Source organism: Micromonospora sp. NPDC000663, assembly GCF_042898105.1.
Lineage (GTDB): Bacteria > Actinomycetota > Actinomycetes > Mycobacteriales > Micromonosporaceae > Micromonospora.
Map to the genome: position 1 here is coordinate 1 of NZ_JBIAYR010000014.1, position 15,350 is coordinate 15,350.

Here is a 15,350-nt window from a genome sequence, read left to right on the forward strand (position 1 = left end):
CCCGCATCCGCAGCGAACGACAACGACGCTGGGGCCAACCCGCCACCCGAGCAGCCTGACCCCAACACCGTCAACGTTCGTGGTCACGGCACTAGCACCTAGCGTCCGCGGCATGACCAGTCACACGACGCACACGCCGTTCGGCGCCCACAGCACGGCCGGTGACGTCCTCGCCGGAATCGACCTCACCGGCACGACCTCTGTCGTCACGGGTGGCTCCTCCGGCCTCGGTCTCGCCACGACCCTCGCCCTCGCCCGGGCCGGCGCTCGGGTTGTCGTACCGGCACGGCGGCCGGACGTCGCGCAGCGGGCGCTCGCCGGTGTGACAGGGGTCGAGGTCGACCAGCTCGACCTTGCCGACCTCGACTCGGTCCACGCGTTCGCCGACCGTTTCCTGAGCAGGCATCGTGCCCTGGACATCCTGATCACGGGCGCCGGAATCATGGCCTGCCCACTGACCCGTGTGGGGCCCGGGTGGGAGGCGCACTTCGCGACCAACCACCTCGGCCACCACGCGTTGACGAACCTGCTGTGGCCGGCGCTCACCACTCCCGGCGCGGCCCGTGTCGTATCGGTCAGCTCCGGGCGCAACCCGACCTGGCGTATCCGGTGGGACGACGTGCAGTTCGAGCGCGGCTACGACAAGTGGGAGGCGTACACCCAGTCGAAGTTCGCGAACATCCTGTTCGCGCGCCACCTCGACCTGCTCGGCAGGCCGCACGGGGTCCGCGCCTTCTCGGTCGACCCCGGCTGGATCCTCACCGGCCTGCAACGACACCTCGACGTCGAGGAGATGGTCGCCGCCGGCTGGATCGACACGCACGGGACGCCCCGACCGGGCCTGTTCAAGACCGCCGAGCAGGGCGCGGCGACGCAGGTGTGGGCCGCCACGTCACCGCAGCTCGCCGCGAACGGCGGCGACTACTGCGTGGACTGCCGGATCGTCGGGAGCACCCCCACCGACAGCGCTGACGCGGCCCGCCTCTGGTCGCTCTCGGCGGACCTGACGGGTCTCGACCTCATCGGCAGGGGCTGAGCGCCCTTGGCGCACCGCCAGACCGCCTGACCGTACGGAGGGCCGGCGGTCGTGGGGATCGGGGCGCCGCGCCGTCGAACGCCCGTCAGGTCCGTTTCCGGAACGGGGCGAGGGTGGCCCGGATGTGATCGGCCGCGCCCCAGTCGTCGTCGAACTGGGCGAGCACGGCGAGGTGTTGGCGCAGTTGGACGATCGGCATGCGAGCCGGCCAGTCCTCGTCGAGCGCGGTCAGCTCCGCGTAGACCTCGAAGAACCGCTGCGCCTCCGGCGGTGGCGAGGTGGACCACACGTGGGCGAGATCGACCTCGGCCCAGGTGTAGGACACGGCCGGGTCGATGAGCGCGGGCCGTCCGTCCGGTCTGGCGAGGATGTTCTGCGCCCACAGGTCGCCGTGCGTCAGACACGCCGGCCGCTCCGGCAGCAGGTCGGGCAGCCTGTGACACAGCCGCTCCAACGCGGCCCGGTCCGCGGCGTCCAGTGCCGCCTCGACGCGAGGCTGCCCGAGCCACCGGAGCAGCCGATGCTGGGCGAAGAACGCGAAGCCGTCGTCATTCCAGGTGTTGATCTGCCGGCGGCGGCCCAGCCAGTTGTCGTGGTGCCAGCCGAAGCGGGTATGCGTCGTACCCATGTGCATGCGGGCCAACTCGTGCGCGAACCGCTCCCAGAAGGCCTCGCTGCGCGGCCTGGGCTCCAGCAGGGACAGCACGAGCAGTTCGCGCTCGGCCAGGATCACCTCCGGAGTCGCCACCCTGCCCAGTTCACGCAGCGCGGCCAGCCCTTCGGCCTCCGCGACGAACACGTCGTCGCCCGGCGCCTCGGCGAAGGCCTTGACGAACACCGGCGGTGCGTCCCGTCGTGTGGCGGTGCCGGCGAGCGCCGCGAGCCCGCCCGACGCCGGCTCCACCGTGACGATCTCCCGCATCCCCGCCCGGAGCAGGCGTTCCCGCAGCAACGTGGTCGAGCGCATCAGGATGGGTCTCCTTCGCTCCGGGGTGCCAGTGGTGGCCTCGGCGGTGCCGAGAGGCGCACCGGCCGAGGAGGAGGCCACCGTATCCGGCCCACCGCCATCGTGATCACCCGACCTTGATGATCGTCTTGCCGGGCGTACGGCGGTCGCGGGCGAACGCGGCGGGCGCTTCGGCCAGTGGTCGCTCGGCACCGACGATGGGCTTGAGCCGCCCGCTCCGGACGCGCTCGGCAAGGTCGGTGAGCCGGGCGCGATCGGGTTCGACGACGAAGAAGACGGCCCGTCCGTCCCTCGGCTGCACGGTCGGTGGCGTGGCGATGGTGACGACCGTGCCGCCCGGGCGTACCAGCGCCGTCGATCGTTCGAGGATGTCCCCGCCGATGACGTCGAACACCACATCGACCTCGCCGACGTCCCGCAGGTCGTCGGCGCCCAGGTCGAGGAAGGTATGCGCGCCCAGGGCCAGCGCGAGGTCACGGTCCCCGGCTCGTCCGGCACCGATCACGTGGGCGCCCACCTCCCGAGCGAGCTGTACGGCGATCGAGCCGACCCCGCCGGTGGCGCCGTGCACGAGGACGGTCTGACCGGTGGTGAGGCGGCCGTGGTCGAAGAGCCCCTGCCAGGCGGTCAGCCCGGAGATGGGCAGCGTGGCGGCCACGGTGTGGTCGATGTCGGCCGCGAGGGGGGCCAGGTTGCGCGCCTCCACCGCTGTGTACTCGGCCAGCGACCCGTTGCGGGCCCAGTCGGTCAGCCCGAACACCCGTTGACCCACGGTGAGGCCCGTGGTTCCGTAGCCCAGCTCGGCCACGACTCCGGACAGCTCGTGCCCTGGGATGGTGGGCGTCCGGTCCCGGCCGGCCCGATCGGTCCAGGTGGCGGGCCAGTCGAGTTCGCCCGGCGTGAACCCGGCGGCGTGCACCCGGACGATGACGTCGTTCTCCGCGGCGTGGGGATACGGCATGTCGGTGAGGGCGAGACCACTGACACCCGCGTCCCGGTCTCGCACGACTATCGCCCGCATGATCAAAACCTTTCAGGAGGTACGTCGGATCGGGTCAGCTCGGCCAGGGCGAACCGGTGATGCGCTCGACAGTCGTCACCCGTCGCAGGCCGGGGATGAAGTGCTCGAGGATGTCGGAGTTCACTGTGCCGTTGGTGGTTTCGGGGCGGCCCTTCAACCCGGCGACCGTTGCTCGCAGAAACTCGTTCGTGAAATCCCCGCGCGGATGGGTGGCCAGGATCTCGGCCAGCTGATCGCTGTCCAGTCCGTCCAGGCCGAGACCGAGCACGTCGGTCAGGACACCGAGGTACGTGGTCGCGATTTCCGGGCCCATCCGGTCGGGGATGCCAGGCGTGGTGTGCAGCGCGATCGCCGTCCAGACTGTCTCGGCGGCGGCGGCGGAGAAACCCCGGTCCAGGAGGAACCGGCGCGCGTGGTCGGCGCCGTCGACCTCGAAGCGCTGCTCGACATCGGAGAAGGGCGTCAGGAGGCCGCTGTCGTGGAACATGGCCGCCAGGTAGAGCAGTTCCGGATCCGGTTTCACCCCGAGCCTGGCGGCGTGGATCAGGCCGAACAGGTAGACCCGGCGCGAGTGGTGGTAGATGAGGGAGTTGGTCGTCTCCTGGATGTGCCGTGTCGCTTCCGCGACCGCCGCTGTCTCAGGAATCTCCCACCCCGCGATGACCTCTGGCATGGTGCATGGCCCTTCCGGAAAATGCGCGGACTCTGCTTCCACGCCCATGCTGCCCACTGATCCTCGTCCGTCGCCGCCTTTGTCTGGCCGGGTTCCCCTCAGATCAGGACAGGAGGCGTGCTACCAATAGACGGTGTCCACGCCGCCTGGTTCGCCGACGCGGTCGGGGGCCGCGGTGAACGCAGGTCCGCACAGCGTGGCGATCCTGGTGTACGACGGGGTGACCCTGCTGGACGTCGCCGGCCCGGCCGAGGTGTTCAAGGAGGCGAATCGGTTCGGTGCCGACTACCGAATCACGCTGCTCTCCCCGAACGGCGCGGACGTCACGTCGAACCTCGGGATCCGGATGGCGGTCGACGGCGCCGTCGTCCCGGCACCGGCGGTCGACACGTTCCTGGTGGCCGGCTCCGACCGGTACCCGCGGGTCGGTGTCCCCGCCGACCTGGCCGACGCCGCGCGGGCTCCGGCTGCCCGTGCCGGTCGGGTCGCGTCGATCTGCACAGGCGCGTTCGTCCTCGCCGCTGCCGGCCTCCTCGACGGCAAGCGTGCCACCACGCACTGGAGGGTCGCGCACGAGCTGGCCGTCCGTTATCCGACGAGCCGCGTGGAACCGGACGCGATCTACGTTCGCGACGGTGCCACGTACACCTCGGCGGGGGTGACGGCCGGTATCGACCTGGCGCTCGCGCTCGTCGAGGAGGACCACGGGCCCGACGTGGCACGAGACGTCGCGCGCGCCCTCGTGGTGTACATGCAGCGGGCGGGCGGACAGTCCCAGTTCTCGGCGCCGTTGCAGGGACCGCCGCCCCGCTCGCCGGCGCTGCGTTCGATCATCGACCTGGTGACGGCGAACCCCCGGGCCGACCATTCGCTCGGCGAACTCGCGAAGCATCTCAACGTGAGTACCCGGCACCTCACCCGGCTCTTCCACGACGAGCTGGCCACGACACCCGCCCGGTACGTGGAGAACATTCGATTCGATCTGGCCCGGGCGTTGCTCGACCAGGGGCACACGGCAACGCAGGCCGCGACCCTCGCCGGGTTCCCCAGCTACGAGAGCCTGCGGCGGGTCTTCGCCCGTCAGTTGTCGATCAGCCCCGCCGCCTACCAGCGCCGGTTCAGCACCACCCGCCGCGCCGACCCGAGGTCCTGACCGGCGCTCACCTGTGAGCGATAACAAGGTAGGTCCAGGTGCGGTCGGCGCGGCCCGGCGACGGGGGAGCGAGGTTCGGAGCGGGAAAGCGAGCATATCGAAGGCATCGATATGGCTCGTTCGTTACGTCTTGACGAACAGCATGTTATCGCTCACTCTCGATGGAGAGGACGGCGGCGCCGGTGGCTCACCGGGCGAGCCACGCCGGCCGCACCTCGGAGCACGGCGTCCCCCTGGGCATGTGGACGTCGCCTCAGGGCTCTCCGCAGTCGCCGGCGACACCCCGCCGGACCGCGTGCGTCAGTGCGAGATGGCCAGGATGACCGTCCCGGATTCCTCGGTCCAGCGAGCGTCGGCCGCACCGAACGGCTTCTTCCGGTCCTGGGTGAAGTGGCACCTCACCACCACCGATGCAACCACTGAGAAGGAACAACATGAGACCCAAGAGAACGCTGCTGGCGACGGCGACCCTCGCGGTCGCCCTGACCGCGGGCATGACGATGGCGTTGGCCCCGACGGCCAGTGCCGGGACGACCCTCGGGGCGTCGGCCGCCGAGAAGGGCCGCTACTTCGGTGCCGCGGTCGCGACGGGCAAGCTCTCCGACAGTCAGTACGTCGGAATCCTGAACCGCGAGTTCAACAGTGTCGTGGCCGAGAACGAGATGAAGTGGGATGCCACCGAGCCGCAGCAGGGGCGGTTCAGTTATACCGGTGGTGATCGTCTGGTGAGTCATGCCCGTGCGAATGGGATGAGTGTGCGGGGTCATGCGCTGTTGTGGCATCAGCAGCAGCCGGGGTGGGCGCAGGGTTTGTCGGGTTCGGCGTTGCGGAGTGCGGCGATCAATCATGTGACGCAGGTGGCGACGCATTTTCGAGGGCAGATCTATGCCTGGGATGTGGTGAACGAGGCGTTCGCTGATGGTGGTGGTGGCGGTCGGCGTGACTCGAATCTGCAGCGGACGGGTAATGACTGGATCGAGGCGGCGTTCCGGGCGGCGCGGGCGGCGGATCCGGGTGCGAAGTTGTGTTACAACGACTACAACACCGATGGGATCAACGCGAAGTCGACGGGTATCTACAACATGGTGCGGGACTTCAAGTCTCGTGGTGTGCCGATCGACTGTGTGGGGTTCCAGTCGCATCTGGGTACGACGTTGGCTGGTGACTATCAGGCGAATCTGCAGCGGTTCGCTGATCTGGGTGTGGACGTGCAGATCACCGAGCTGGACGTGATGACCGGCTCCAACCAGGCGAACATCTTCGCCTCGGTCACCCGGGCCTGCCTGGCTGTCTCGCGCTGCACCGGCATCACCGTCTGGGGCGTGCGGGACAGCGACTCGTGGCGAGGCTCCGACAACGCGCTGCTGTTCGACAGGTCGGGTAACAAGAAGGCCGCGTACACCGCGGTCCTCAACGCCCTGAACGAGGGATCGAACCCGCCGTCGACGCCCCCGCCGGGCACCCCGGTGGACACCACCGCCTGGTACGTGCTGGTGAACAGGAACAGCGGCAAGGCGCTCGACGTGTACGAGCGGGCGACAGCTGACGGCGCGCGGATCACCCAGTGGTCCCGTAACGACGGCGCGTGGCAGCAGTGGCAGTTCGTGGACTCCGGCGGTGGCTACTACCGGCTGAAGTCCCGCAACTCGGGCAAGGTGCTGGACGTCTACAACTTCTCCACCTCCGACGGTGGCGCGATCGTCCAGTGGAGCGACGGCAACGGTACGAACCAGCAGTTCCGCATCGCCGAATCGAGCGGCGGTTACCTGCGTCTGATCAACCGCAACAGCGGCAAGGCGGTCGAGGTCCAGGGCGCGTCCACCGCCGACGGCGGGAACATCGTCCAGTACACCGACTGGGGTGGCAACAACCAGCAGTGGCAGCTGGTCCGCATCGGGTAGACCACCAGTCACCTGCGGCGCGACCGCTCGAAGTGATACCGGCAGCGGTGGCGCGGACGCACCCGTCCGCGCCACCGTCGCCACCGCCCACGGCGGCGGCACCGCAGTCGGCCAGATCGAGCCCCTATAGTCGCCAGGTGAACGTGGAACGGGTCCGGCAGGCGTACTCAGCGGTCGCGGAGCTCTACATCGGGCTGTTCGGCAGCCGCGAGCAGGTACACCCCGACGACCTCGCGTTCATCGGGCGGCATCTGGCGGGCCGGCCCGGCGCGGTGCTCGACCTGGGCTGCGGGCCCGGCCACCTCACCGACCACCTCCGTTCGCTGGGGGTCGACGCGAGGGGACTCGACATGGTCCCGGAGTTCATCGACCACGCCCGGGCGACCCACCCGGGTGGCAGGTACCAGCTCGGGACCATCGACACCCTCGACGTCGCCGACGGGTCCCTCTCCGGGCTCCTGGCCTGGTATTCACTGATCCACCTTCCGCCGCCGGACCTCGACGGCGTGCTCGCGCGGCTCCGGCGGGCTGTGGCCCCGGGCGGGACGGTGGTGATCGGTTTCTTCGACGCCGACGAGGTTGGCGCGTTCGACCACAAGGTCGTTACCGCCTATCGCTGGCCGGTCGACGAATTCTCCGCGCGGCTGGCGCGAGCCGGCTTCACCGAAGTGGAACGCCTTCAGCGGCCCGGCGATGACACTCAGCGGCCGCACGCAGTCATCGCGGCCACCGCGACCGCCTGAGGATCGCCGACGACGCCCCGCGTCCATCGACGTTTGTGGCACCCGAGTGTCGGGCAACACCACTCGCCATGACGAATGAACGAGTCAGGTCCCTCGGCGGCTACTTCATGCGACTTCTCGGGGGAGTGGCGGTCATCGTGGGCATTCTGGGTTTCTTCGCCACGTTGACCGAGGGCAATCTGGTCGGGTTGGTCCTCAGCGTCATCTTCGTCGTCGGCGGGGCCGTCGCCCTCAAGCGTTCCGGCGGGACGCGTCGCGCCAGAGAGATCGCGTGAGGTATCGCCTCAGGTGACGGCCGGTCGTCAGATCGCGCGGGTGGGACCGTCGTCCAGCATGTGGTTACGGGCCGGACGCCAGGTCCACCGGTGGCATCCTGGGCGGGGAGCACTGTCGCTCTCCCCGTGCCACTCGCACGGTGCGCCGACGATCGGAGCAACAGCCCATGGGTGGCTCACGCATTCTCGCGCTCGGTCACTACCAGCCGGCCGCCGTGCTCACGAACGACGACCTGGCGCGCATGGTCGACACCAGCGACGAGTGGATCCGCAGTCGGGTGGGGATCCGTACCCGCCACATCGCCGACAAGACCGAGTCCGTCGACCTGATGGCGACCCAGGCGGCCCGGCACGCTCTGGAGAACGCCGGCGTACGGGCCGAGGACGTCGACTACGTCCTGGTCGCCACCTGCACCGCCGAGGACCGGTCGCCCAACATCGCCGCCCGGGTGGCCGCGCGGCTGGGCCTGCCGAGTCCGGCCGCGCTTGATCTCAACGTCGCCTGCGCCGGCTTCACGCACGCCCTCGCCACCGCCGACCACGCCATCCGCGCGGGAGCGGCGCGCACGGCCGTCGTCGTCGGCGCGGAGAGACTCTCCGACTGGACGGACTGGTCGGACCGGAGCACCTGCGTGCTCATCGGTGACGGTGCGGGCGCCGCGGTCCTCACCGCCGCCGAGCAGCCGGAGGTCGGGCCCGTCGTGTGGGGCTCGGTGCCGGAGATGTCCGACGCCGTCCGCATCGAGGGACGCGACGGGACGTTCCAGCAGGCGGGGCAGACGGTCTTCAGGTGGACGACGACCGCCCTTCCGCGCATCGCCATCTCGGTCTGCGAGCGTGCCGGCATCGACCCGTCGGAACTGGCGGCGATCGTCCCGCACCAGGCCAACCTGCGCATCGTCGAGCCACTGGCCCAACGGATCGGCGCCGAGAACGCGGTGATCGCCCGGGACGTCGTCGACTCGGGCAACACCTCGGCGGCTAGCATCCCGCTGGCGCTGTCCAAGATGGTCGCGCGTGGTGAAATCCCCTCCGGGGGCTGGGTGCTGCTGTTCGGGTTCGGCGGTGGCCTGTCCTACGCCGGCCAGGTGGTGCGCTGCCCCTGATCAGCCCGGCTCCGCTCACCGCGCGCGAGCCGTGCCGCGACGCTCAGAGCTGCGCGATCACCGCTTCGGTGGCCAGGGCTATGAGGGCGTCGTCGGGGGTGGCGTCCTTCTCGTCGCGGCTGGACAGCACGACGAGGACGATCGGGGCGCGATCCGGCGGCCAGATCACGGCGATGTCGTTGCGGGTGCCGTACCCGCCGGTGCCGGTCTTGTCACCGACGATCCAGCCGTCCGGAACGCCGGCCCGGATCAGGGTGCCGCCTGTGGTGTTGCCCCTCAGCCAGCCGATGAGGGTGTCGCGGTCGGTGGGTTCGAGGGCGTCGGCGACGGCGTACGCCCGCAGGTCGTCGGCCAGTGCCGTAGGGCTGCTGGTGTCCCGCCTGTCGCCGGGCGTCGCCTCGTTGAGGCTTGTCTCGTACCGGGAAGCGTCGGTGACCGTGTCGCCGATCTTCCGCAGTTCGGCCTCGAACCGCTTCGGTCCACCCAGGTGCCGCAGCAGCAGGTTGCCGGCGGTGTTGTCGCTGTACCGGACTGCGGCGTCGGCGATGGCGCGCAACGTCATCCCGTCGGCGACGTGCCGCTCGGTGATCGGCGAGTGCGTCACCAGGTCGCTCGCCGAGTACCGCACCACCCGGTCCAGTTCCGCGTCGGTGGTCGCGTCGAGGACCTCGGCGGCGGCGAGCGCCTTGTACGTCGAGGCGTGGGCGAACCGCTCGTCGGCGCGGTAGCGCACCGTCCGACCCGTGCCTGTGTCGATGGCGTGGACGCCCAGCCGTGCCCCGTACGTCTTCTCCAGCCGGGGGAAGTCCTGGCTGCGATCGGGGGTGGGGGAGGCGCTGACCGGTGCCTCATCGCGGTCGCGTACCGGTGCCTCGGCCGGCTCGGGGACGCTGCTGCAGGCGGCCAGGGCGACCACTGCCGCCGCGGCGGCGGCCGCCGTCGTCAGACGTCCTGTCGGCCCGGCGTCGGCGCGGGAACGGAGCATGACCCGAAACCTCCATTTGTGCTGGTGGCTGACGCTCGCGGACAGGGAGACGGCGGCCATAGTATCGCCCCCGCCAGCCGGGGTACCTGTCAGTGAGACTGCTGATGGGAGCGGACATGACGAAGGTTCTGATGGTGTTGACCTCGCACGACCAGCTGGGGGACACCGGAAACAAGACTGGCTTCTGGTTGGAGGAGCTGGCGACGCCCTACTACCGCTTTCGGGACGCCGGATGGGACGTGACGCTCGCCTCACCCAAGGGTGGGCGGGCGCCCCTGGACCCCAAGAGCAGGGAGCCGGATTTCCAGACGGATGAGACCCGCCGGTTCGAGGCGGATGCCGAGGCGGAACGCCAGCTCGATTCGACGGTACGGCTCGACTCGGTGTCGGTCGAGGAGTTCGACACCGTCTTCTACCCGGGCGGCCACGGCCCGCTGTGGGATCTCGCCGAGGACGACACATCTGTCGAGCTGATCGAGCGGGTCGTCGCGGCGGGCAGGCCCATCGCGCTTGTGTGCCACGCACCGGGAGTGTTGCGGCGCTGTACGACGCCAGGTGGTGAGCCGCTGGTCGCCGGACGGCGGGTCACCGGTTTCACCGACAGCGAGGAGGAGGAGATGGGCCTGACGAAGGTCGTGCCCTTCCTCGTCGAGAGTGAGTTGACCGCCAAGGGGGCGGAGTTCTCCAAGGCCGGCAACTTCGAGCCGTACGTGGTGACCGACGGTCTGCTCGTCACCGGTCAGAACCCGGCCTCGTCGGGTCCGGCCGCGGACCAGCTGATCTCCCTGGTCGCCCGGAACGGCTGACAGCAGCGCCACCTCCATCCGGTGGGGCCACGACCAGTGGTCCCGCCGGACGGAGTCGCTGCACCTGACGACTGTGACATCTGATGTATGCGCGTGGCGCTATGCGTGTCGGCACCGCCCGCCTCTGCGGCCGCCAGCGAATCTCCTCTGAATCTTCCTGGTCACTGTGCTGCGGACGACAAGGTCCACATCGATCGATCGTTGCCTATCTCGCGACCCCGGTGTAACGTTCGCGAAACACATCGTATGTTTGTCCGTCGATGGGTGCCCAGGGCCCCACGGGGCGACGTCGTGTTGTGGCACCACCGAGCGGATCCACTGTGGCTCTCATTCCTGTCGCGCGCGCGGGGTGGCCGGATCGGTCACCGTTTGGAGGATCGATGTCAGACCTGACCCGACGGCAGGCCCTGAAGATGGGCGCGGCCGGCGCGGGCGGCGCCCTGCTGCCGCTACCGTGGACGGCGGTGGCCCGAGGTGAATCCGCGGCGCCTCCAGCGGTGCTGGCGGCCGGGGATCTGGCGCTCTGGTACGACGAGTCGGCCGGCACCGACTGGCTCCGGGCGCTACCGATCGGAAACGGCCGGCTCGGCGCCATGGTGTTCGGAAACGTCGACTCGGAGCGGCTACAGCTCAACGAGGACACCGTCTGGGCCGGCGGCCCGCACGATCCCAGCAACACCAGGGGTGCGGGAGCGCTGGCGGAGATCCGACGACTGGTCTTCGCGAACCAGTGGACCCAGGCCCAGAACCTCATCAACCAGAACATGCTCGGTAACCCGGTGGGGCAGTTGGCCTACCAGACCGTGGGCAACCTCCGGCTGACCTTTCCCACCTCGGGCTCCGCCTCGCAGTACGACAGGCAACTGGACCTGACCACCGCGACCACGTCGGTGACGTACGTGATGAACGGTGTGCGTTACCAGCGTGAGGTGTTCGCGAGCGCGCCCGACCAGGTCATCGCGATGCGCCTGACCGCCGACCGGGCCGGGTCGGTCACGTTCACCGCGACCTTCGACAGCCCGCAACGGACGTCGGTGGCCAGCCCGGACGGCACCACCATCTCGCTCGACGGCGTCTCCGGCAACCAGGAGGGGATCAACGGTTCGGTCCGCTTCCTCGCGCTGGCCAACGCCACAGTCAGCGGCGGCACCGTGTCCAGCTCCGGCGGCACACTGCGGGTCACCAACGCCACAAGCGTGACCTTGTTGATTTCCATCGGCTCCAGCTACGTCAACTACCGCAACGTCGGGGGTGACTACCAGGGTCTCGCGCGGGGGCGCCTCACCGCGGCGCGGGCGAGCAGCTACGACCAGTTGCGCGGCCGGCACGTGGCCGACTACCAGGCGCTGTTCGGTCGGGTCAGCCTGGACCTCGGCCGTACCTCCGCCGCCGACCAGCCGACCGACGTGCGGATCGCCCAGCACAACAGCGTCAACGATCCGCAGTTCTCCGCGCTGCTGTTCCAGTTCGGCAGGTACCTGTTGATCTCGTCGTCGCGGCCCGGCACCCAGCCGGCCAACCTCCAGGGCATCTGGAACGACTCGTTGACCCCGTCGTGGGACTCCAAGTACACGATCAACGCCAACCTGCCGATGAACTACTGGCTGGCCAACACGACGAACCTGTCGGAGTGTCACAGCCCGGTGTTCGACATGATCCGGGACCTCGCGGTTGCCGGCACCCGTACGGCGCAGGTGCAGTACGGCGCGGCGGGCGGCTGGGTCACCCACCACAACACCGACGCGTGGCGGGCCACCTCGGTGGTGGACGGCGCCTTCTGGGGCATGTGGCAGACCGGTGGAGCCTGGCTGAGCACCCTGATCTGGGACCACTACCTGTTCACCGGCGACATCGAGTTCCTGCGGGCGAACTATCCGGCGATGAAGGGTGCCGCGCAGTTCTTCCTCAACACCCTGGTGACCGAGCCGACCCTCGGCTATTTGGTCACGAACCCGTCGAACTCGCCGGAGCTGAGCCACCACACGGACGCCAGCGTCTGCGCCGGCCCCACGATGGACAACCAGATCCTGCGGGACCTGTTCGACGGCTGCGCCCGGGCCAGCGAGATCCTCGGCGTCGACGAGACGTTCCGCGCCCAGGCGCGCGCCAGCCGCGACAGGCTTCCCCCGATGAAGATCGGATCTCGGGGCAACATCCAGGAATGGCTCTACGACTGGGTGGAGACCGAGCGCAACCACAGGCACATCTCCCATCTGTACGGGCTGGCCCCGAGCAACCAGATCACCAAGCGGGGTACGCCACAGTTGTTCGAGGCCGCGCGCAGGACGCTGGAGCTGCGTGGCGACGACGGCACGGGCTGGTCGCTGGCCTGGAAAATCAACTTCTGGGCGCGGATGGAGGAGGGCAAGCGGGCCCACGACCTGATCCGCTACCTCGCGACCACCGCACGCCTCGCGCCCAACATGTTCGACCTGCACCCGCCGTTCCAGATCGACGGCAACTTCGGCGCCACCGCCGGCATCGCGGAGATGCTGTTGCAGAGCCACGCCGGTGAGCTGCACGTCCTGCCGGCGCTGCCGCCGGCGTGGCCGAGCGGCCGGGTGGCCGGCCTGCGCGGCCGGGGCGGGCACACGGTCGGCATCACCTGGGCCAACGGGCAGGCCACCGAGATTCTCCTGCGGCCGGACCGCGCCGGTACGGTCCGCCTGCGGTCGCGGATCCTGACCGGCACCGTCACGGTTGTCGACACCGCCGACGGCACGGCAGCCCGGACCACGCGGATCGACGGCGACCTGATCGACGTCACCGTGCAGGCCGGACGCACCTACCGGGTCACCAGTTCCGGCGCCACCACACCGACGTTGGAGCAGAGCTTCACCAACGCGGGCATCACCAACGACACCAACACGGGCGTCGGTAACTTCGACGGCAACGGGGCCACGCTCTCCGCGCAGGCGCTGGCGCAGGCCGGCGTCACCCCGGGCAGCACGGTGAGCCGCGACGGGGCCACCTTTCGCTGGCCCAACGTCAGCCCCGGAGTCGCCGACAACGCCATCGCCTCGGGCCAGTCGATAAGCGTGACAGGCACCGGTCGTACTCTCGGGTTTCTCCTGGCCGGCACGTACGGCGCGGTGTCGGGGACCGCGGCGGTGGTCTACGCCGACGGCACCCGTCAGACGTTCACCCTGAGTTCTCCCGACTGGTACGGGGGACCGAATTCCGCTGGTACGGCGGCCATCGTGACCGCGTACCAGAACCGGCCCGGCAACCAGCGTCAGGCCACGGCCGCCTGCATCTACTACGTGGGCGTGGCGTTGCAGAGCAAGGCGGTGGCCCGGGTGGAGTTGCCGAACATCAGTGCCCGACCCGCATCCGGGGTGCCGACCATGCACATCTTCGCCATCGCGATCGGCGCCTGACGGCGTCCGTACGCACCTGCCGACCACCCGGCCCCGCGCGTGTCCCGTCCGGACGCGAGCGGGACCGGATGGCGCTTGACGGGCGACGGATCCATCGGCGCGACGGGAAGATCGCACTGGTGATCCTCAACCGGTCGAACAGCGCGGTGAACAACGCGGTGATCCAGGCGCCGCAGAACGTCACCCGGGCGCAGCAGCACGCCCTGATCGTGGTCCCGCCGGGGTGGGAGCGGCACCTCTCCGTCCCACACTCCACAGCGATATTTAGTGAGGATCGTCGATATTGACGTGAGCCGTCGGCGGCGACAGGATCTTGGCACCACCCCCACCGTGATCCCGTCTGTGAGGCGTCATGACCCGTCCCCGCCTTCCGTTCCTGCGCGCAGCCGCACGCCTGGCCGCACTCGCCACGGCCACCGCCGGCGTGCTGCTCACCGTCGCCACACCCGCGAGCGCCGCCGTGCCCACCGGCCGCTACGTCGCTCTGGGTGACTCGTACACCTCCGGCCCGCTGGTTCCGACGCAGATCGACCTGAACTGCCTGCGGTCCAGCCGCAACTACCCGGCCGTGGTGGCCGCGTCGGCCGGCTCCTCGTCGTTCGCCGACGTGAGCTGCTCCGGCGCCACCACCGACGACGTCCTCTACGGCGGCAGTGGCAGTCTGGGCATCGCGCTCCCGCCGCAGCTCAACGCGGTCACGTCGAACACCGCCCTGGTCACCGTGCAGATCGGCGGCAACGACATCGGCTTCGCCGGCATCATCGGCGACTGCGCCGAGGCCAGCCTCAGCAGCCCGCTCGGGCAGCCTTGCAAGGACCGCTACACCGCCGGAGGCGTCGACCAGTTGCAGGCCCGGATCACCGCCACGGCGCCGAAGGTGACGAGCGTGCTCCAGGGGATCCGCCGGGCCGCGCCGGGCGCGCGGGTCGTGGTGCTCGGCTACCCGGCGATCGTGCCGGACAGCGGATACGGCTGCTGGCCCGTCGTCCCGATCGCCTACCAGGACGTGCCGTACCTGCGTGCCGTCGAGAAGTCGCTGAACGCGATGCTTGCCAACACCGCGGCCGCGAACGGCGCCACCTACGCCGACGTGTACACCCCGTCGATCGGCCGCGACGCGTGCAAGAGCAGCAGCACCCGGTGGGTCGAGGGACTCGTGCCGCAGAACGCGGCCGCCCCGTTCCACCCGAACGCCCGCGGTGAGCAGGGCATGGCCACCGCGCTGCTCGCCCGCCTCAACAGCTGACCGGACACGCGGTCGCCCGAGCCGGCCCCCCTCTTTCGCGAAGGCGGGCCGGCTCGGC

Annotated in this window: 14 protein-coding genes; 10 read left to right on the forward strand and 4 right to left on the reverse strand. The window is 69.8% G+C overall.

The features are described from left to right. The first annotated feature begins 112 nt into the window (after nucleotides 1-112). On the forward strand, nucleotides 113-1,036 hold the full coding sequence (locus ACFY1S_RS27560; protein WP_387123590.1) for an oxidoreductase: 924 nt from the start codon (nucleotides 113-115) through the stop codon (nucleotides 1,034-1,036). Between the two features lie 85 nt (nucleotides 1,037-1,121). On the opposite strand, the gene ACFY1S_RS27565 is transcribed toward ACFY1S_RS27560, so the two are convergent. The 3 genes from ACFY1S_RS27565 to ACFY1S_RS27575 all read right to left on the reverse strand — a co-directional run bounded on the left by ACFY1S_RS27565 (nucleotide 1,122) and on the right by ACFY1S_RS27575 (nucleotide 3,697). Beyond that, nucleotides 1,122-2,003: a fructosamine kinase family protein gene (locus ACFY1S_RS27565; protein ID WP_387123592.1), complete on the reverse strand. Its 882-nt coding sequence runs from the start codon at nucleotides 2,001-2,003 to the stop codon at nucleotides 1,122-1,124. 106 nt (nucleotides 2,004-2,109) lie between these two features. Then, nucleotides 2,110-3,024, reverse strand: a complete 915-nt coding sequence (locus tag ACFY1S_RS27570) for an NADP-dependent oxidoreductase (RefSeq protein ID WP_387123594.1) — start codon at nucleotides 3,022-3,024, stop codon at nucleotides 2,110-2,112. Nucleotides 3,025-3,058: 34 nt separating this feature from the next. Beyond that, a complete protein-coding gene (locus tag ACFY1S_RS27575; protein ID WP_387123596.1) occupies nucleotides 3,059-3,697 on the reverse strand; it encodes an HD domain-containing protein in 639 nt (212 codons plus the stop codon). A gap of 175 nt (nucleotides 3,698-3,872) precedes the next feature. Here ACFY1S_RS27575 and ACFY1S_RS27580 point away from each other — a divergent pair, with 175 nt between their 5' ends. From ACFY1S_RS27580 to ACFY1S_RS27600, 5 genes are all read left to right on the forward strand, one after another. Next, nucleotides 3,873-4,850, forward strand: coding sequence for a GlxA family transcriptional regulator (locus ACFY1S_RS27580; protein ID WP_387123598.1), 978 nt, complete (start codon nucleotides 3,873-3,875; stop codon nucleotides 4,848-4,850). A gap of 434 nt (nucleotides 4,851-5,284) precedes the next feature. After that, nucleotides 5,285-6,751, forward strand: a complete 1,467-nt coding sequence (locus ACFY1S_RS27585) for an endo-1,4-beta-xylanase (protein ID WP_387123600.1) — start codon at nucleotides 5,285-5,287, stop codon at nucleotides 6,749-6,751. A 137-nt stretch (nucleotides 6,752-6,888) separates the two neighbouring features. Beyond that, complete coding sequence (locus ACFY1S_RS27590; RefSeq protein WP_387123602.1) at nucleotides 6,889-7,494, forward strand: class I SAM-dependent methyltransferase; 606 nt, start codon at nucleotides 6,889-6,891, stop codon at nucleotides 7,492-7,494. 68 nt (nucleotides 7,495-7,562) lie between these two features. Further along, the gene (locus tag ACFY1S_RS27595; protein ID WP_387123604.1) at nucleotides 7,563-7,769 is read left to right on the forward strand and encodes a hypothetical protein; all 207 of its coding nucleotides are present in this window, start codon (nucleotides 7,563-7,565) and stop codon (nucleotides 7,767-7,769) included. 167 nt (nucleotides 7,770-7,936) lie between these two features. Further along, on the forward strand, nucleotides 7,937-8,875 hold the full coding sequence (locus tag ACFY1S_RS27600) for a beta-ketoacyl-ACP synthase III (RefSeq protein ID WP_387123606.1): 939 nt from the start codon (nucleotides 7,937-7,939) through the stop codon (nucleotides 8,873-8,875). 43 nt (nucleotides 8,876-8,918) lie between these two features. Here ACFY1S_RS27600 and bla read toward each other — a convergent pair whose 3' ends face one another. After that, nucleotides 8,919-9,860 carry a class A beta-lactamase gene (bla, locus tag ACFY1S_RS27605; protein WP_387123608.1) on the reverse strand — a complete coding sequence of 314 codons (942 nt, stop codon included), beginning with the start codon at nucleotides 9,858-9,860 and terminating at the stop codon, nucleotides 8,919-8,921. Between the two features lie 116 nt (nucleotides 9,861-9,976). Here bla and ACFY1S_RS27610 point away from each other — a divergent pair, with 116 nt between their 5' ends. The 4 genes from ACFY1S_RS27610 to ACFY1S_RS27625 all read left to right on the forward strand — a co-directional run bounded on the left by ACFY1S_RS27610 (nucleotide 9,977) and on the right by ACFY1S_RS27625 (nucleotide 15,292). Then, nucleotides 9,977-10,666 (forward strand): type 1 glutamine amidotransferase domain-containing protein, encoded by a 690-nt coding sequence (locus ACFY1S_RS27610; protein WP_387123610.1) that lies wholly within the window; start codon nucleotides 9,977-9,979, stop codon nucleotides 10,664-10,666. Nucleotides 10,667-11,046: 380 nt separating this feature from the next. Next, nucleotides 11,047-14,046, forward strand: a complete 3,000-nt coding sequence (locus ACFY1S_RS27615; RefSeq protein ID WP_387123612.1) for a glycoside hydrolase N-terminal domain-containing protein — start codon at nucleotides 11,047-11,049, stop codon at nucleotides 14,044-14,046. A 68-nt stretch (nucleotides 14,047-14,114) separates the two neighbouring features. Further along, the gene (locus tag ACFY1S_RS27620) at nucleotides 14,115-14,333 is read left to right on the forward strand and encodes a hypothetical protein (protein ID WP_387123614.1); all 219 of its coding nucleotides are present in this window, start codon (nucleotides 14,115-14,117) and stop codon (nucleotides 14,331-14,333) included. A 65-nt stretch (nucleotides 14,334-14,398) separates the two neighbouring features. Beyond that, nucleotides 14,399-15,292, forward strand: a complete 894-nt coding sequence (locus ACFY1S_RS27625) for an SGNH/GDSL hydrolase family protein (protein WP_387123615.1) — start codon at nucleotides 14,399-14,401, stop codon at nucleotides 15,290-15,292. Nucleotides 15,293-15,350: the final 58 nt, after the last annotated feature.